Genomic DNA, 18,148 nt, shown 5'->3' with positions numbered 1-18,148 from the left:
TTGAGAATCTGGTTCTCTAATTCTTTTGCGCCGAGAAGTTTCAAAGCTTCATCGTATTTCTCTTGTAATTCTTGATAGTTGGCTGCATCTTGCTGTATTTGTTGCGTTTCTTTTTGTTTTTTAGCCACCAGTTCCCCCACCTCATCTTCATATTGACGAACCCAAGTCGTCAGCGTTTTAGGAGACATGCCGTACTTTCGTGCCACGACCTCTGTCCGGAGGCCAGAAAGCACCTCTACGACATACTCCTTTTTCGCCTCAACCGGGCATCTAAATCGTCTTTTCATGAACACTCTCCTCATTTCATTTAGTGTATCTGAGGTAGCTTCGAGTGTCCAATTGGATTAGGGGGCTTTAAAGCTGGAGATCGTTAGAATTTATATTGGCTGAAAAAAGCGCAAATAGCGTTCCTGGTGATCGTTAGCGCAGGTTGGCAGTCTTAGGTAAGCGCGTGACATGGCTGCCAGCATGGAGGTAATTCACGGTAAGCGCGTGACATGGCTGCCAGCATGGAGGTAATTCACGGTAAGCGCGTGACATGGCTGCCAGCATGGAGGTAATTCACGGTAAGTGCGTGACATGGCCTACCAGCATCGGGCTCATCACTGGCCCCCAGCCCTTCGATCAGGCACATAAGCGTCGAGATATTCGTCGTGGCCCCTTGGGAGGCCTTAGTGAGCATGGCTTCAGTCTTCGACCTCTGCGGCACAGCCTGCCCGCATGCGTTAAGGTCTTCCATCAGGTGTTGTAACATCCCGCTCTAGCTGATACGTGCCATTATATTCAATACGCCCCACTCAATAACAAAGAGCCTGAATCGATCACAAGGATCGATTCAGGCTCTTTTATTCGAACAGCGTCTTATTTCGCTGCTGCGTAACGTTTGTTTACTTCATCCCAGTTGATTACGTTCCAGAATGCACCGATGTAATCAGGACGTTTGTTTTGATATTTCAGGTAGTAAGCGTGCTCCCATACGTCCAGACCCAGAACTGGAGTCAGACCTTCGAAGAGCGGGCTGTCTTGGTTAGGCGTGCTAGTGATGGACAATTTGCCATCTTTGCCTACAACGAGCCATGCCCAGCCGGAACCGAAACGAGTTGTAGCTGCTTTAGCGAAGTCTTCTTTGAACTTGTCAAATCCACCCAGTTCGTTGTCGATTGCTGCTGCAATGTCACCTGTTGGTGCGCCGCCGCCGTTTGGTCCAATGATTTCCCAGAACAAGCTGTGGTTAGCATGTCCGCCACCATTGTTACGAACCGCTGTACGGATGCTTTCTGGCACGCTGTCCAGGTTAGCAATCAGATCTTCCAAGCTTTTGTTTTGCAGTTCAGGAGCGCTTTCCAGAGCTGCGTTCAAGTTAGTTACGTAAGTGTTGTGATGGCGATCGTGGTGGATTTCCATCGTTTGTGCATCGATATGTGGTTCCAGTGCATCGTTAGCGTAAGGAAGTGCTGGTAATTGAAAAGCCATAGTGAAATACCTCCTGAGATTTTGTGATTTGTTGTTAAGGTACATATGTAATAATACCCTTGCCATTATTATTAAACCGCATTCGGGATAATTAATCAACATTTTTGTTTATTAAGTCCCCCGAACCGTTAATCAAAAGCGAGGCCAGAGATAACAAACATATTTTACCCATTATGAATAAAATTATGAGATTTCGACGGAAAAAATCGTTAAAATTAAAGCGAAATCAATGTAAACGTTTACAATAAAGCGCTTTCAGAAGAAAATGCGTGTTTTATGGAGAAAAGTATGGTTTAATTGACGAAGAAGCGGTATTTTCTCGTTTTTTGTCATTATATGAACATCGGGTTTTTGGTAAAAGGGGATTCCCTTTTTGGTAAAACCTCATCTAAGCTAACGAAAAGGGAGATTTAAAACATGCACGTTCGTTCCTTTCAGTTGAGTGATGCAAGCCAGATGACGGAGCTTCTCCAGGTTGCACTATCGGAAGAGTGTTATGAGAACACGATGGGCCCGTTTGCCCGTCAATTGTCATGGGATTCTGACCTGATCATGGTTGCGGAAGAAGAGGGAGACCTCGTGGGCGCTTTGATTGGTACGATTGATCAAAACCAGGGATGCATCTACCGTATTGCGGTTCATCCAGACTATCGTCGCCGTGGCGTCGGTAAAACACTTGTCGAGGCTATGGAACAGCGGTTCCAGCAGCGTAAAGTCAGCCAGATTTGGGTGGCTGGTGATGAGCACAACAAAGCAGCCATGCCTTTGTATGAAGCAATGGGATATGGGGCCAATAAGATTCTGAGTGCTTTTCAGAAACTTAGTATTTTGTCCAAGGCTTAATCGATGTAGGTAAATTCGGTGTAGTTAGACAAAGAAATAAAGAGATTTTCATTTCATATTAGGCATATCTGTTCACGCATCATGGCGTGAGAGATATGCCTTTCTATTTGTATGAGGAGGGAGCGGCTGATATGCATCCTGTTTCCTTTTTCCCAAAGCGTGTATAAAAGATTGTAATTGTCTGTATGCTGGTGGGCATCTCCAATTGTTTCGCTCTTCCAAATAGAGTAGACTGAAAAGGAGTACGACCAAGGTTATACGATAAATCTACAAACTGATAAATGAGGTGTCTCTTTGAATTCTAATATGCCTTCTATGGAGCATTCGACGTTTGAGGAGCAAAATCAGAAGCCTGTCCCCAAGCAGGCAGGGAAGTCCTGGTCAGCCGAATTGTGGGACTGGGTGAAGACCATTGTGGTGGCTTTTGTGATCATGATGCTGCTTAACCTGTTTGTATTCAATCTGTCGATGGTCAAAGGACAGTCTATGCAACCAACGCTGGTCGAGTCTGATCGTCTGTTTGTGAACAAGATGGTCTATCATTTCGGTGAACCGGCCCGGTCGGATGTGATCGTTCTTCGTGATCCGAGTGAAGATGCAGGCAAGAAAGATTTTCTGGTGAAACGAATCGTTGGACTTCCTGGAGATACAATTGAGGTCAAAGACCATCATCTATATGTAAATGGTATTCAGCAGGCAGAGAGTTACACCGACATTGAGGTACAGGACCCTGATTTTGGGCCGCTTACCCTGGCATCGGATCATTTCTTCGTCATGGGAGATAATCGTCATGAAGGCAAAAGCAAGGACAGCCGTGTGTTTGGGAGTATAACTTCCAGCGAGATCGTCGGTAAAGCCGAGTTTATTTTTTGGCCATTCTCCGAGATGAAAAAGCTGTAAAATGTTGGACCACAACAACTTCGAAGCGCAATTTGCGTTTAACCATACAGGCACGTAGACTGTACATTTAATCGTATGCAAGACATATATCGTTATAGTTCAGCGCCTGGTCTCTTAAGTGAGGCGGGCGTTCATTGTTTAAAGATAACGAGATTACGTGCCTGATAGAAAAGAGGGAAGAACAATGACGAACGTACGGACCGGGGCAGCACAGGCCGCCTCCGTATGGGAAGCGTTAAAGCAGGAGATCAAGGCGGCAGGCCCGGAACTGGGTATAGATGATATTGGATTTGCTTCAGCGGACCCCTTTATCTCTTTGAAGTCAATGCTGGAGCAGTCTCGGGATAAGGGATATGCGTCAGGATTTGAAGAACCGGATATTGAAAAAAGAGTGCATCCCGCTCTCCCGGATAGCGAACCTGCTTCCCTGATCGCCATAGCTGTAGCTTATCCGTCCAAAATGGTCAATCCGCCGAAGTCGGAGCCTGGTGCGTACCGCGGCATTTTTGCTCGTTCGGCTTGGGGGCAGGATTATCATCAGGTGCTTCGCGCGGCGATGGACAAGCTGGTGAATTTTATTCGTGAACGCGTACCGGAAGCGATCATTGAAAGTATGGTGGACACAGGTGCGCTTGTGGATCGCGCCGTCTCCCAACGGGCGGGGATCGGGTTCAGTGCCAAGAACTGCTCGATTATATCGCCCAAATTCGGTTCATGGATATTCCTTGGTGAGCTTGTCACGAACATTCCATTCCCGCCAGATACTCCCGTGACCGAGGATTGCGGGGAATGCACGAAATGCATCGATGCCTGTCCTACAGGTGCGTTGGTCGGACCTGGGCAATTGAATGCACAGCGCTGTATTTCTTTTCTGACCCAGACTAAAGGGTTCCTGGATGAAGAGTTTATGTTGAAAATAGGCAACCGTCTGTACGGTTGTGATACATGTCAGATTGTATGTCCGAAGAATCGGGGCAAAAATTGGGATCATCATCCCGAGTTTCATCCCGATCCGGAGGTTGTAAAGCCTTTGCTGTTGCCGCTACTGGATATCGGTAACCGTGAATTCAAAGAACGTTTCGGTCAAAGCTCTGCCGCTTGGCGGGGCAAAAAGCCGATCCAGCGCAATGCCGTCATTGCACTGGGCAATTTCAAAGACAAAAGCGCTGTACCGAAACTAACGCAGGTACTGAAGCGTGATCCGCGTCCGGAACTGCGGGGAACCGCTGCCTGGGCGCTGAGCAGAATTGGAGGAGAAGACGCCATGAGAGCTATTGGGGAAGCTGCCGCGATCGAACAAGATGGGAACGTGCTAAGTATGCTGCAGAAGGCCGAGGAGAGATTATTATCGTCCGAGACCTTACCCGATCGACCGCAGGCGGAGCAAGTGAAGAAGCAACAAGCAGATACAGTGGAAGCTGTGCAATACACACAAGCAGCATCTTTTTCTCAGGCAAGAGATACGGAGTTCGGGGAGGAGACACAGCGGACTGCGAACGTTATTAAAAGTGAAAGTGACGGTGAGCCTGAGCAGTCCGTCGCCTCGGGCAGATCCGAAGCAACTGCATGGAAGCCATCTGCAGTAACCGGGCTTCACGGCAAACCTGTGTATTATGATGAGGTGTTGACACCGATCGGGACACTTACCTTATGTGCAACGGATGAGGGACTGTGTCATATCGATTTTGGCGCTTTTCATGTTCGGGAAGCTCATCTGCAACAATGGGCCCGTACGTGGGTCGGTGAATACCGATATGAGAAAAACGAAGAGAAGCTCAGCGAAGCTGCAGGGCAACTAGTGCAGTATTTTGCTGGGGAAAGAACGACATTTGACTTGCAGCTTAAGCAGTATGGTACTGCATTCCAGCTACAAGTTTGGGAGGTTCTGTCCGATATATCTTATGGAGAAGCCTTAACCCACCAAGAGGTTGCGGAAAAGATCGGCAGGCCCAAGGCTGTACGTGCAGTTTTGGATGCTATTAGCAAGAACCCAATCCCGATTATTATTCCCTGTCATCGATTGAGCGGTAAAGATGGCACTCTGGTAGGTTACGTAGGCGGTCTGCAAACCAAGGAGCAATTGCTTACATTGGAGCAGTAATCGTAAGAGCGGGGGACGTTCATGAAGTATGTAAACGTGGAAAGCGTGGAGGCGGGGGAGATTTTAGGCAAGACGGTGTATTCCAGTAATGGTACAGTGTTGTTGTCTGCCGGAGTCCAGCTCACCGTGTTTATGGTTAATACGCTGAAGCGTATCGGGGTAACCACGCTGTACATCCAGGATGAAGCGTATAAAGATGTGGATACAGAAGATATTCTGGATGAAGCCACGAAAAGGGCCATTATCAATGAGATGAGCGTTACGCTGGAAGCGGTACGGTCCGGGAAAGACTGGAGTCCGAAGAAAGTCGCGCTTAGCATAGACAAATTATTGAATGATGTGCTAAACGGGCGAGAATTGCTGGTGCAGTTAACCGATATCCGAACCCAAGACAATGCACAATATGTTCATGCGATGAATGTTTGTTTGTTGTCTTCGGTTATTGGGCTGAATATGGGGCTTAACTACAATCAGCTCAAGGATCTGGCTGTAGGTGCCCTTTTACATGATATTGGGAAAGTAGGCGAGCCTCCTGGTACTGTTCCTACTTCAAAGCTGCATCACACATGGCGTGGCTTTGAAGTGATCAAGAACAAGCGTGAGTTCAGTCTGCTCGTTGCGCACACTGCACTTCAACATCATGAACATGAGGACGGCAGTGGTACACCAAGGGGAATCAGAGGGAAGGACATCCATCTTTTTGCCAAAATTGTAAGTGCAGCTAACATCTATGATAATCTCATTAACGGTCTGTCAGGCAGCAACATGCTTCCCCATGAAGCGTGTGAGGCAATGATGGCGATGTCCGGAACGAAGCTGGATCGCGATATTCTGATTGAGTTTAATAAAAGTGTATCCGTATATCCTAACGGGACTGCTGTTCGGCTGTCTACGAAAGAGACCGGCGTCATTGTCCGCCAGCACCGCGGGCTGCCAGGAAGACCGGTTATTCGGGTGGCTCACGGCAACACGCGTTATTCGCTGGATGTTGTTGAGATTGATTTGGCCAAACAGAACACGATCTTTATTGAAGGAGTACTGACGTAAGTGATATAACTGGAAAATGCGTTTGCTCAGGACGTGTGGAAATGCTATGATAATTCTCAGGAAATCCGGTCGGTGTTATGTTTGCATCATGGTATTAATCTTCATCATTCATGATGTGTACAAGCACAGATCATCCGTTTTTTAAGATTGCATATTGCATACAGAGGTGTCTAAGAGATGGATATTGTAATACCGATTATTACATTGATTGTGGGTCTGGTCGGTGGATTTTTCATCGGGGTGTTCTACCTGCGTAAACAGCTTGAGAAAATGCAAAGCGACCCTGACATGTTACAGAAAATGGCGAAGCAAATGGGCTATAACCTGAATGGCAAGCAAATGCAGCGTGCCCAGCAGATGATGAAGAACCAGCAACCAGGCGCAAAGATGCCTCAGCCGACTCAACATCCTGCGCGTAAAAACTCGGGCCGCCGAAAATAATAGCTGTGGGTGATTAAATCGCTTGCAGGATGTGGTTCGAAAGGAGGCGCTTGGCAGTGGCTGGCGTGAAAGATTATTTGAATTCCAAAGTATCCGACAATCGAGAGAAGATCGAGTATCATGTCGAACAAATTCTCAAATTGATCGGAGAAGATAGCACACGTGAAGGGCTTCTGGAAACGCCTGCGCGTGTAACCCGGATGTACGAAGAGATTTTTGGTGGATATGAAGTGGATCCCCGTGACGTGCTGGGTGTCACCTTTGACGAGAATCACGAAGAGCTGGTCATCGTGAAAGATATCGTGTACTACAGCCAGTGCGAGCACCATATGGCACCGTTCTTTGGTAAAGTCCATATTGGCTATATACCAAGCGGGAAAATTGTGGGTCTTAGCAAAATGGCACGCCTGGTTGAAGCGGTAACACGCCGTCTTCAAGTACAGGAACGTATTACATCACAGATTGCGGACATCTTGACCGAAGCAGTTGCACCGCATGGTGTGATGGTTGTCGTAGAAGGTGAGCACTTGTGCATGTGCTCCCGCGGCGTGAAGAAACCGGGCAGCAAGACGGTAACGTCTGCTGTACGTGGATCTTTCCGTGATAACCCTGCACAGCGTGCGGAGTTTCTTTCTCTGGTCAAAGAGTAATGATAAATAAGCCGAGTTCCTTTGGGGAACCGGCTTATTTATATAGGGCTTTTTTTTCGTATTTGTCGGAGGGACTGAAACTACATATGAATTCGATAGTCGGAGGTTATGGACGATGAATATACCTTCCCAATCCAACCAACTGCCTGAGTCAGAGAAGAGCGAGTTGACTGTACAAAGGATATCCGCTGAGCAGCATTCATCGCTGCGTTTGCAAATTTGGGAGACACCGCTTATGCGCCTTGGCAGCAGTGTACTTGATGCTTTTGCATGGGAAGAAGTGATGTGCAGACGTGTTGGAGCAGGCCATCTGCCTGTTGCTCATATATGGCGACACCCAGATGCCTTTGTGGCCGGCTTACGCGACCGAAGGCTGCCTCGGGCAGTCGAAGCGATGGATGTTATCAAAGGTCAGGGGACAGCTGTATGTGTACGGCCTTCTGGTGGGGCCGCAGTTCCGTTGAATCCGGGTGTTGTGAACGTGTCGCTGATTTTGCCCAATCCAGGGCACGCAATTAATATTCATGATGATTTTCGCGAGATGGCTTCGATCATTGCCGAGTCGTTAACTCCTTGGTCAACTCAGGCGCAGACAGGAGAAGTGCAGGGGGCGTTCTGTCCTGGGGATTATGATGTCAGCGTGGGTGGATTGAAATTTTGCGGTATTGCTCAGCGGCGTCAGGCCAAAGCGTACATCATCACGGCATTTATCATTGTGGAAGGTCAGGGGGATCGGCTTGCTGCAGAGGTGCGTAAATTCTATGAAGAGGCCTCAGGAGGGATAGCCGAAGGATATCCTGAGGTAAAGCATGGAACTATGGCAAGTCTGCAGGAGCTGGCAGGGGTGCCATCCACGGCTGCGTATACGGCTTCGCTGGTACGCACATTGCGCAACAGGTATCCTCATGCAGCGACAGAACGGGTGCTTTCTGTTGATGCGGATGATGTGTTGCGGACGGCAGAACAGATGAAACAGCGCTACGACTGAGTTCTTTTTCAATAGGCTTGGAATTGGTGAAGAGAGATGGTATGATGTGATTTCGGAAGGAGAGGATTTAGAGTGGAAACATTGCGATATACATACCTGTATGAAGTCATTTCAACAGGTGAAAAGTCAGAATTCAGCCAAATGGCAACAAGTAAAGAAGAGGCGGCTGCCCTGATTGTGGCACGTATTGCCGATCTGGAGTTCACAGAAGAGTCCGATATCAAACTGGGCGATCTGATCGCCATCAGCAAACAGGTTGGCGACAACTATGTAGCGTGCGAGGGCTGTGCTTCTTAACATAGGTATGTTATGTATGGATTGTAATATGAAGTCGATATTGAGGCGAATCTCTAATGAGAGGTTCGCTTTTTTTTACGTGGATTTCATTTTTTGAGTCAGATAACATCGATAAAGCGTGAACCATGTCGTATTTTGTTCAGAAAATGTTCAGAATACATTGTTATACTCATCCAAAAAGCCTACAAGGAAGGGAAGGTTTATACGATGAGAAAGTCAGTGCAAAACAAGTTTTCATGGATGTCTCGTCCAATGAAATTCTTTTTGATGGTTGTGTTAACACTTGGTATGGCGAATAACGTTTATTTCTCAGGAAAAGCACATGCTTCAGTCGGAATAGATTTTGTCGGTGGTGATCCAGATTATCCCCTTCATGGAAAACTCACTGCAACAACATTCAACTTAAAAGTGAAGTTAACGGAAAGTGCACGTTTATATTATGATAACAGGGTGGTGGATTGGGCAAATACGAATCCAGATTTGTCATCGATAAAGGAAAATGCCCTAAGTAATGGTACCTATGTTGATTTACAGGCAGGTGAGGAAAGAGACCTCTATTTCAATCACCTTCAACCCTCTACAGATCACTTTATATATTTTACAGCAGATGGACCAAACAATGAATTGGTTGACCTAGGGAGTGAACTTTATCAGACTAGCGCAGGCTCACCGGTTACTCCTTCCCAAGTGAAGGCTGTTGCTGGTGATGCTCAAGCGAAGATTAGCTGGAGTTCAGACTCTTCCGTTACGGATGCTGTTTATATGTATCAAGGTTCCAAAGAGCCAATTGATCCTGACAGCTGGATTGATATCACAAGTATGTTAGACGGTGAAAAGGTCATCCATGGTTTGACGAATGGATTGCCTTATGTTTTTGCAGTTAAATCTACATTCAACGATGATCATACCCAGTCCGATTATATCGTCTCTAACGTGATCACACCTGGTTTACCTGCTGCACCTGCGGCACTAACTCCGCAGGTTATTAATGGACAAGTTCAGTTAAACTGGAATAGTGTACCTGAGGTAGACGGTTATGTCGTATATATGTATCAGGGCAGTACTGCGCCACAAGATCCTGAGAATTGGACTAAAGTAGCTGGGCCGATGGATACATTGCAGTATACCGTTTCAAATCTAACGAGCGGTCTACCTTATGTATTTGCTGTTCGATCTTCAAGCAACGCGGGAATGTCAAAGTTTAAAGTATCCGCATCGGTAACACCGCAATCTCTTGGCAATAGTGGGGGAGAAGTTGTTGTGACACCTTCTCCATCACCATCTAGCTCTTCGCCTTCATCACCGGTTTCATCGACTCCACAGAAGGAGATTATTAAAGTGGATGTGGCAAATGGCGAGCTGGCCTCCACCATTGATTCCTTGGAAATCAGCCGGACTCGTGGAACAGATGGTACGATAAAAGACGAGCTTGGATTAAATCCAGGTAAAGCACAGTCGGTTATTGATCAGTTAAAGAAAACCGGCTCACGTACAGCTGTTGTTCTGATTCCAGATGCGAAAGATGAAGTCTCTCAGTGGGACGTGAAACTAGCGCGGGAATCGACTAAGTTGTTCACTGAACAAGGAATCGAGTTGGTTATTTCCAATCCAAACGTGAAAGTAACTATTCCAGCCACATCTATGAAAGACAGAACAGATGATGTATATTTCCGTCTCGTGCCTGTAAAGAAACAGGAGACACGTCTGGCTATCGAACAACGATTGCTGGCTAACGAGACGATTACTCAATTCGCCGGCACCAAAGACATTCAGGTGTTGGGGCGTCCGATGACGATTGAAACGAATCTGCAAAGCCGTCCTGTAACGCTTGTCCTGCCAGTAGACAGCAAACAGCTTGCAGGTGTGAAACCAGCGGATCTTGGCGTGTATATCGAACACAGCAATGGAACAAAAGAGCTGGTATACGGTAAAGTAGTGACATTGAATAAAGATAATAACCAGCAAGGCATCGAGATCAATGTGGATCAGTTCAGTACCTTTTCCGTGGTACGGGTCAAAGACTGGGCTGATGACACGGCAACAGCCAAACCTTATATTCGCGGATATGCAGATGGTCGTTTCCAACCGGAGTGGTTCGTAACACGTGCCGAGATGGCGGCACTCATTACGCGTGTAACAGGCACTGTGGAGTCTGAGAGTAAAGCATCATTTACTGATGTTAGAGCTGGCCACTGGGCTTATGACAGCATCTCTGCTGCTACTCAAGCCGGTTACTTCACAGGTTACGCAGACGGTAGCTTCAAACCGGGGCAAGGCATAACACGAGCAGAAATGGCGGGCGTATTACAACATTTGCTGAAAGCTGAACAAACAGTGACATCCGAAGCAACAACTGCATTCACGGATGTGAAGCAACACTGGGCACAGGAGGCGATCGCTCGGCTTGATGCTGCAGGAGTTCTTACAGGATATACGGATGGTACCTTCCGTCCTGAGAAACTGGTATCGCGTGCTGAAGCAGTGACTATGATCAATAAATTGATTGGTCTTCAACCTGCAGCAACAGCGCTAAAATCCTGGTCGGACGTACCTGATACCCATTGGGCTTACCAAGCGATTCAGACCGCATCCATACAGGATTGACGACCAGCACGTTTCAAAGAGATATCTTTCAGTCTTTGACTGGAGATATCTCTTTTTATATTTACTGGAACCAGATTACCTCAGTACGGCGGCCATAGGAGCTTGCGCGCGGTTTCGTACCGTTCAGCGACAGCAGGCCAGTAGACGACATTCCACCAGTCTTCAATGTACTTTTTGCGTTCGTTTTGATGCTTGAGATAGTAGGCGTGTTCCCATACATCCAGTGGCAGGAGTGGAACGATATCCGATTGGGACAGATTCTGATGTTTTTCAGCCTGCAAAATTTCCAAGCGGTGAGCTCGCGGACTCCAGACCAGCATTGCCCAGCCGCTACCTTCCACCTTGTTAGCTGCCTCGGTAAATTGATTTTTGAATGCTTCATAGCTGCCAAAATCACGTTTGATCTGCTCTGCAAGCATTCCGGTAGGCTTGCCGCCGCCTGCTGGGTTCATAATGGTCCAGAAGATGGTATGCAGATAATGTCCTGCTCCATTAAAAGCTAGCTCACGCTCCCAATGTTTGATGAGCTCAAAATTATTCTTTTTCCGGGATTCGGCGAGTTTCTTCTCCGCAACGTTCAAACCGTCCACATAGGACTGATGGTGCTTGTCATGATGAATGCGCATTGTCAGCTCGTCAATGTGCGGCTCCAGCGCATTATACGCGTAAGGGAGGGGAGGTAACGTGTGCCCGCCAATAGGAACCGGCTTTTCTCTTACCGGGGCAGATGCAGGCAGCGTTTCGGCAGGAGCCGTCCCAGCCGTTGATGGTTGGAGTGACGACGATTGCACCTGCGCGGAAGCCGAAGGGGATATACTGGTATTGGTATTGGTTTGCCCGGCTAAAGATGCTTGTAATTCCGTTGCTTCTAGACGTGTGTCTTGGGCGACCTTGGAGCTAATGTTGTGTAGTGCATTCTCTAGCAACATCGATGAGGGTGGTTCTGTTTCACGCAAAATGCCGGGCTGGCTCAGGGTTTCTAATACCCCTAGGAAATACTCCGATTCGCGGATGATATGCAAGATGAAGGTTTGAGCAAGTGGGACCGCACGCACCGCTGCACTTTGCTCCAGCATAATATAAAGCTGCTTGATAAACTCTTTGGACTGATGTTTTGCTGTCTGGACGAGTTGATCGATACTTCGCATGATATAGGGGGCAGGCGGCTGGGTTGCAGGCAACAGCTGTTTTATCAACTGATTCGCCACTCGCTCACTGTTCGCAAAGGCTGCTTCCCATTCTTCCAGAAGTTTAACGTAGGAGGACTCAAGGTGAGGAACAAGTGTGCGAATGATGAGCGTATGTTCTTTCTCTTGCTCTTTCCAGAAACGGATTTCTTCCAGCGTCCGTAGAGGAAGCAGATGACCGTATCCATCGCAGTTCATATGCGTTATACCTCCAATCTTTCAGATTATTTTTCGAACCCGCTCTTCGTCCAATTACCTTTGCTCTGTCTCAACAGTGTATTCTTGGGACGCATTGTCCTATGTGTATAAAAAAAGAGCCCCGGAGGGCTCTAAACACATCGAAATGCTGTATATCATTTTAATATTACTGCCGGTTTTGTTGCACATCCTCACTGCTTGTTTTCGTCACATGACTAAGGAAAATCGAAACACGGCGTAGATATTCCTTCGGATGCTCCCGGAAGATCAGTTCATGATGCGCGCCTTGTACAATCCATTCTTCTGAATAAGGATTCGTCTGATTAGCGGCAAGTTGTTCGGCAATCGGATAAGGGGCCTTCTCATCTTCTGTACCATGAATAAAGAAGATTGGGAACGGATAGTCCTTTTTCTTCACTTCCTGATACGGGATTTGCTGCAAGCCGGTACCGTTCAAGATCGGGAAGAGCAACTTCATAATCTCGAGCGTAGGCTGACGCGGCAGATTGATCTGATTATGAATGTTGTGGTACAGCGTATCCGGCTCCAGCAGGAATGTACTGTCCAGAATCATGGCATCCACTTCTTTGGTTAGCAGTCCGGTTTGCAGAGCCGTGCCTGCTCCCATGGAAAACCCCCAGACGACCAGTTCCTGTGCTCCGCGCTGTTTAGCAAACTGAATAGCCCCCAGCAATTGCTGAGACTCAGCTTTACCACCTGTTGCTACCGCTCGGTTGACCTGAGAGGCAAAGCCGTAATCGAACATCACCACATTAAACCCGAGCTGGTGCGCGTAATGGGCGAGGTCATACATAGGCACCCAGGTTTCCTCCCGATTGGCTCCATAACCGTGGCTGAAGATGATGGTTTTGCCCGTATCGGTATTCGCAGGGATATACCAGCCTTGCATGGTTCGGCTACCGTCGGCCGCAGGGAATGTAATGTCCTCATATTTCATGTTTTTGGCCTGCATCGGGTTCGAAAACACCGGTGCGACCGTAGGGTTGGAGAGCACCCAAGCAATATAACCGTGTAAGGCAATAAAACAAAACAACAGAAAAAATACAACGGAGAGCAGCAACGCTACGACAATATGTTTGAACCGAATCAGCCTCGGTGACAACGAAGAGGGCAGATCGGACACTTTGGTATGCAGCGGGGCTTCGCTCTGGGATGTCGGATACATGCACGCCCCTCCTTTGAGTTTCGGTTGAGGATTAATATGGACAAGATCATAACGATATGAAAATAGCATATAGGTACTTTTTTAGCACGTATTCATGACGATGGCATCCTAATGCTAAAGTCACGCTTTTGATATTTTATCTAAATTCGTTTCTATCTTTATCGTATGTCCCGATATAGTCAAAGTCAATTGATTGGAGGTATTTGTTACGCAATTGTTATATAGTTCTTAAGATGTAGAGGTAACAATTCCATAGTGTGTAAATTACAGGAGATTACGATGTGCCAATTGGATATCCTTGTTCATTTTTTTTTTTCAGATCATCTTCAAAACGGTTCTTTTTGGTTTACAGATGAGACCGTTTCTCATATAATTTATGTAACCAAGTTTCATGTGATGAAACATGAGGAGGGCATCATGCCATGGAAGACCGCAAGTTAACCGTCCGGGCTGTAGAACGGGCGCTGGATATATTATTATGTTTTACCACGCGCAGTGATCTTGGACTCACTGAAATTGCTAGTCAGATCGGTTTGCACAAAAGTACGGTACATCGATTGATGGCTACACTGGAGGATCGGGGGTTCGTAATACGTGATGCGGCAACCGAAAAGTATCGGCTAGGTATTCGGATCTGGGAGCTGTCAGCGCATATGTCACGTAGTGACGATCCTGCAATTTTGCTGTTACCTGCAATGGAGAGGCTGCGTGATCGCTTGGGCGAAACCGTAAGTCTCTACCTTCGTGACGGCGGTGAACGGATTCGGATTCAGGCTGTGCAGAGTGATCAGGCGATTCGGCGGGTTGCACCTGTAGGGGTCAGACTGCCGCTTTCCGTAGGAGCCTCCAGCAAAGTATTAATGGCTTTTGCCGCTGATGAGGATCGGGAGGAACTGATGAACGGCCCGGAATGGCCAGTATTTATCGATCCGGCCGTCTATCTGGCACAGATGGAAGACATTCGAGTGAGTGGCTACGCAACCAGCTATGAGGAACGCGAGCCGGGAGCTGCCGCTGTGTCTGTGCCAATTATGGATCGCAGAGGCAACATTGCAGCAGCGCTTTCCGTGTCTGGACCTGTTAGCAGGCTCTCGCAAGAGACATTACATGAGTACGCGCCTGTGTTGAAAGAAGCAGCTGTACAAATGGGACTTATGTTGCCATAGGGGAAGGCTCTTGCATGAAGTTTTGCTCGAAGGGAATTTCCCCTCTGGAATATTAAGGTTGAATTTAAGCCCAGATTACGCTACTCTGTAATGGACGACCCAGCGGGGTCGGTTGAATGTCATATTTTAAGTTGAACAGCGGCTTGATTGTCGCAATACGTTTACGTTACTGGGGGAGTCCGAATTGTCCGGACTGAGACGGGATCGCATGAGATCCCGGACCCTTTGCACCTGATCTGGATCATACCAGCGTAGGGAAGTAATCGGCCATATGACCACAGACACCACAGACGTTAACCCGGGATCCATGCTGTATTGCAGCAGGTGGCCCTTGTTGCGTGTATGGTGATGGACATTAGTCGGTTCCTTCGGAACCGGCTTTTTTTATTTACAGCGGCAAGCAGAGATTCAGTTGTTGTGTTTCACCTTGGAAGTGACAGCACAATAATTGCGGCATATATGCCTAGACTTCTAAGAGAAGTGATCTCGTGTTTCGTGCTCATGCTGATTGTACATAAAAGTTGTCTTTTGGATCATTCTAGCTGCTTATGCAGGGTCAATCCTGCTGTGCTTCTGTGCTCTGCTTTTTCCAGACAGGTGTGGTAAGTCAAAGCTGTCACATTGGTGGACGATATGGGCAAATGAAGATCACAGAGGAGGAAACAGGAGACATGAATACAGGTAACCAAAAGGAGCAACAGACGGGAATAGAGGAAACAGGGCGCGATGGTCATCCGGTGGAAAAGAAAACCGGAGCGACTGGAGGGGTACAACCCTTCCCGGGCAGCCGCAAAGTCTACATTCAGGGCTCACGACCGGACATTGCTGTACCGGAGCGTGAAATTGCCCTTCATGATACGAATACTCCCCAAGGGGTGGAGCATAATGAACCGCTGCGTGTCTACGATACGAGCGGCCCGATGACTGATCCCGAATTCCAGATGGATATTCGGAAGGGATTACCTGCGCTCCGAAATCACTGGATTATGGAGCGCGGTGATGTTGAAGCATATGAGGGCCGCGCAGTGAAGCCGGAGGATAACGGATTGAAGGCGGGAGGACGGAGAGCCGGGGCAGAGGAGTATCCGGGATTCCGCGGTCAACCGCTACGTGCTCAGGCTGGACGCTCTGTCACACAGATGCATTATGCGCGACAGGGCTTGATTACGCCCGAGATGGAGTACGCCGCTATTCGTGAAGGCGTAGAGCCTGAATTCGTGCGGCAGGAGCTGGCGAGTGGCCGGGCTATTCTTCCATCCAACATCAATCACCCGGAGAGTGAGCCGATGCTGATTGGGCGTCATTTTCACGTGAAGATCAACGCCAACATAGGTAATTCCGCTGTATCTTCCTCTATCGAGGAGGAGGTGGAGAAGATGACCTGGGCTGTTCGCTGGGGATCGGATACGGTAATGGATCTCTCCACAGGCAAAGACATTCATACCACACGGGAATGGATCATCCGTAACTCCCCAGTGCCGATTGGTACGGTGCCGCTCTATCAGGCGCTGGAGAAGGTAAATGGCGAGGCGGAGGCCCTCACTTGGGAGTTGTACCGGGATACGCTGATTGAACAGGCGGAGCAGGGCGTGGACTATTTTACAATTCATGCGGGTGTGTTGCTCCGATATATTCCGATGACAGCGAAACGGATGACGGGAATAGTGTCTAGAGGTGGGTCCATTATGGCGGCGTGGTGCCTGGCACATCATCAGGAGAACTTTTTGTACACCCATTTTGAAGAAATCTGCGAGATTATGAAAAGGTATGACGTTGCTTTCTCCCTCGGGGACGGACTGCGTCCAGGTAGCATCTACGATGCCAACGATGAAGCACAGATGGCGGAGCTCGCCACACTTGGGGAATTAACGCAGATTGCATGGAAGCATGATGTGCAGGTGATGATTGAAGGGCCGGGGCATGTGCCGATGCACAAGATCAAGGAGAATGTGGATTTGCAGATGGAGATCTGCCAGGAAGCGCCGTTTTATACGCTCGGGCCACTGACCACAGACATCGCACCGGGATATGATCATATTACGTCTGCGATTGGGGCAGCGATGATTGGCTGGTTTGGTACGTCTATGCTCTGCTATGTCACTCCAAAGGAGCATCTGGGGCTTCCGAACAAGGATGATGTACGTGAAGGGGTTATCGCTTATAAAATAGCTGCCCATGCCGCAGACCTAGCCAAAGGCCACCCACGCGCTCAGCGCCGGGATGATGCACTGTCGAAGGCACGCTTCGAGTTCCGCTGGAGAGATCAGTTTAACCTGTCACTTGACCCGGAACGAGCACTGTCTTACCACGATGAGACCCTACCCGCAGAAGGGGCGAAGGAAGCACATTTCTGCTCCATGTGCGGACCGAAGTTCTGCAGTATGCGCATCACGCAGGACATCCGTGCCTTTGCCGCAGATCGCGGCCTGAACGATGATGAAGCAGTAGCCGCCGGGATGCAGGCGAAGGCTGAGGAGTATCGGGCGCGGTCGTAAGCTTCCGCAACTGAAAAAGTGACCCGACAGGACTGAAGTGCCTGAGCTTGGGTCACTTTTTTATGTTTAAGTTGTAGGTTACTCGTAATATCCTTTTGCATACACGGCTGCGGTTGAGAAGCAGAGATGTTTCATTTCATCCTGTTGAATTTCAGGCGGCATCTCCAGGAACCACGGCTCCTTCATATCTTCTCGGGTCATGGGTACCGGACGCCACAGGATCAAACCGATCTGATCGAACTGGAAACTGCAACCAAGCTCGGGATCTTCACGGTCATATGGCGCAATAGCGTCCAACTGCGGTATCAAAATGTCAGCCTCGGTGCCAAGCAGATCAAGTTCACCCAGCATACACTTATACTCATCACTTTCATGAAATTCAATAAAATGTACTTTGCCTTGAGCATCATATTCCACGTTGGGATCAAAGCCGAAAGCTTCCGTTTGTTCAACTTCATTTTGTGTCATGCCTAAACGGATACCCCCGATGGATTGACCTGGTTCTACAGTGAGATGTTTCATGGTTACATTCCCTCCAAAATAAAAAGTCTACATAGTTGTGGCTGACCACC

16 protein-coding genes and 1 riboswitch are annotated in these 18,148 nt (G+C 48.1%); of the genes, 11 read left to right on the top strand and 5 right to left on the bottom strand.

Annotated elements, in window-relative coordinates; genetic code table 11:
* Window positions 1-287, bottom strand: a 287-nt coding sequence (locus BLQ13_RS25850) for a transposase (RefSeq protein ID WP_090922703.1), incomplete at its 3' end; no start/stop codon positions are given.
* A 574-nt stretch (window positions 288-861) separates the two neighbouring features.
* A complete protein-coding gene (locus BLQ13_RS25840) occupies window positions 862-1,473 on the bottom strand; it encodes a superoxide dismutase (protein ID WP_090924582.1) in 612 nt (203 codons plus the stop codon).
* 417 nt (window positions 1,474-1,890) lie between these two features.
* Here BLQ13_RS25840 and BLQ13_RS25835 point away from each other — a divergent pair, with 417 nt between their 5' ends.
* The 9 genes from BLQ13_RS25835 to BLQ13_RS25795 all read left to right on the top strand — a co-directional run bounded on the left by BLQ13_RS25835 (window position 1,891) and on the right by BLQ13_RS25795 (window position 11,344).
* Complete coding sequence (locus tag BLQ13_RS25835; protein WP_090924581.1) at window positions 1,891-2,316, top strand: GNAT family N-acetyltransferase; 426 nt, start codon at window positions 1,891-1,893, stop codon at window positions 2,314-2,316.
* A 315-nt stretch (window positions 2,317-2,631) separates the two neighbouring features.
* Window positions 2,632-3,216, top strand: a complete 585-nt coding sequence (gene lepB, locus BLQ13_RS25830; protein WP_186812458.1) for a signal peptidase I — start codon at window positions 2,632-2,634, stop codon at window positions 3,214-3,216.
* A 184-nt stretch (window positions 3,217-3,400) separates the two neighbouring features.
* Window positions 3,401-5,317, top strand: coding sequence for a tRNA epoxyqueuosine(34) reductase QueG (gene queG, locus BLQ13_RS25825; RefSeq protein ID WP_090924580.1), 1,917 nt, complete (start codon window positions 3,401-3,403; stop codon window positions 5,315-5,317).
* Window positions 5,318-5,338: 21 nt separating this feature from the next.
* The gene (locus BLQ13_RS25820) at window positions 5,339-6,364 is read left to right on the top strand and encodes an HD-GYP domain-containing protein (protein ID WP_090924579.1); all 1,026 of its coding nucleotides are present in this window, start codon (window positions 5,339-5,341) and stop codon (window positions 6,362-6,364) included.
* 177 nt (window positions 6,365-6,541) lie between these two features.
* The gene (locus tag BLQ13_RS25815) at window positions 6,542-6,805 is read left to right on the top strand and encodes a YneF family protein (RefSeq protein WP_090924578.1); all 264 of its coding nucleotides are present in this window, start codon (window positions 6,542-6,544) and stop codon (window positions 6,803-6,805) included.
* 56 nt (window positions 6,806-6,861) lie between these two features.
* Window positions 6,862-7,455: a GTP cyclohydrolase I FolE gene (folE, locus tag BLQ13_RS25810; RefSeq protein WP_090924577.1), complete on the top strand. Its 594-nt coding sequence runs from the start codon at window positions 6,862-6,864 to the stop codon at window positions 7,453-7,455.
* Between the two features lie 115 nt (window positions 7,456-7,570).
* Window positions 7,571-8,443 carry a lipoate--protein ligase family protein gene (locus tag BLQ13_RS25805; RefSeq protein WP_090924576.1) on the top strand — a complete coding sequence of 291 codons (873 nt, stop codon included), beginning with the start codon at window positions 7,571-7,573 and terminating at the stop codon, window positions 8,441-8,443.
* Between the two features lie 72 nt (window positions 8,444-8,515).
* Window positions 8,516-8,740, top strand: a complete 225-nt coding sequence (locus BLQ13_RS25800) for a hypothetical protein (RefSeq protein WP_090924575.1) — start codon at window positions 8,516-8,518, stop codon at window positions 8,738-8,740.
* A 207-nt stretch (window positions 8,741-8,947) separates the two neighbouring features.
* Window positions 8,948-11,344, top strand: a complete 2,397-nt coding sequence (locus BLQ13_RS25795) for an S-layer homology domain-containing protein (RefSeq protein ID WP_090924574.1) — start codon at window positions 8,948-8,950, stop codon at window positions 11,342-11,344.
* Between the two features lie 80 nt (window positions 11,345-11,424).
* Here BLQ13_RS25795 and BLQ13_RS25790 read toward each other — a convergent pair whose 3' ends face one another.
* Entirely contained in the window at window positions 11,425-12,729 is a 1,305-nt protein-coding gene (locus BLQ13_RS25790; RefSeq protein WP_090924573.1) for a Fe-Mn family superoxide dismutase, read from the bottom strand.
* 166 nt (window positions 12,730-12,895) lie between these two features.
* Window positions 12,896-13,915, bottom strand: a complete 1,020-nt coding sequence (locus tag BLQ13_RS25785) for an alpha/beta hydrolase (RefSeq protein ID WP_090924572.1) — start codon at window positions 13,913-13,915, stop codon at window positions 12,896-12,898.
* 422 nt (window positions 13,916-14,337) lie between these two features.
* Between BLQ13_RS25785 and BLQ13_RS25780 the strand changes: the two genes are divergently transcribed.
* Together BLQ13_RS25780 and thiC are read left to right on the top strand one after the other, a co-directional pair.
* Complete coding sequence (locus BLQ13_RS25780; protein WP_090924571.1) at window positions 14,338-15,081, top strand: IclR family transcriptional regulator; 744 nt, start codon at window positions 14,338-14,340, stop codon at window positions 15,079-15,081.
* A gap of 161 nt (window positions 15,082-15,242) precedes the next feature.
* Window positions 15,243-15,356, top strand: a riboswitch (TPP riboswitch).
* Between the two features lie 396 nt (window positions 15,357-15,752).
* Window positions 15,753-17,576: a phosphomethylpyrimidine synthase ThiC gene (gene thiC / locus BLQ13_RS25775; protein ID WP_090924570.1), complete on the top strand. Its 1,824-nt coding sequence runs from the start codon at window positions 15,753-15,755 to the stop codon at window positions 17,574-17,576.
* Window positions 17,577-17,654: 78 nt separating this feature from the next.
* Here thiC and BLQ13_RS25770 read toward each other — a convergent pair whose 3' ends face one another.
* Entirely contained in the window at window positions 17,655-18,098 is a 444-nt protein-coding gene (locus tag BLQ13_RS25770; protein WP_090924569.1) for a hypothetical protein, read from the bottom strand.
* Window positions 18,099-18,148: the final 50 nt, after the last annotated feature.

Origin of the sequence: Paenibacillus polysaccharolyticus, assembly GCF_900102085.1 — a bacterium.
In the GTDB taxonomy this organism is placed as follows: domain Bacteria; phylum Bacillota; class Bacilli; order Paenibacillales; family Paenibacillaceae; genus Paenibacillus; species Paenibacillus polysaccharolyticus.
The sequence above is the reverse complement of the archived record's forward strand: the minus strand, read 5'-3'. Positions and strand labels throughout refer to the sequence as shown.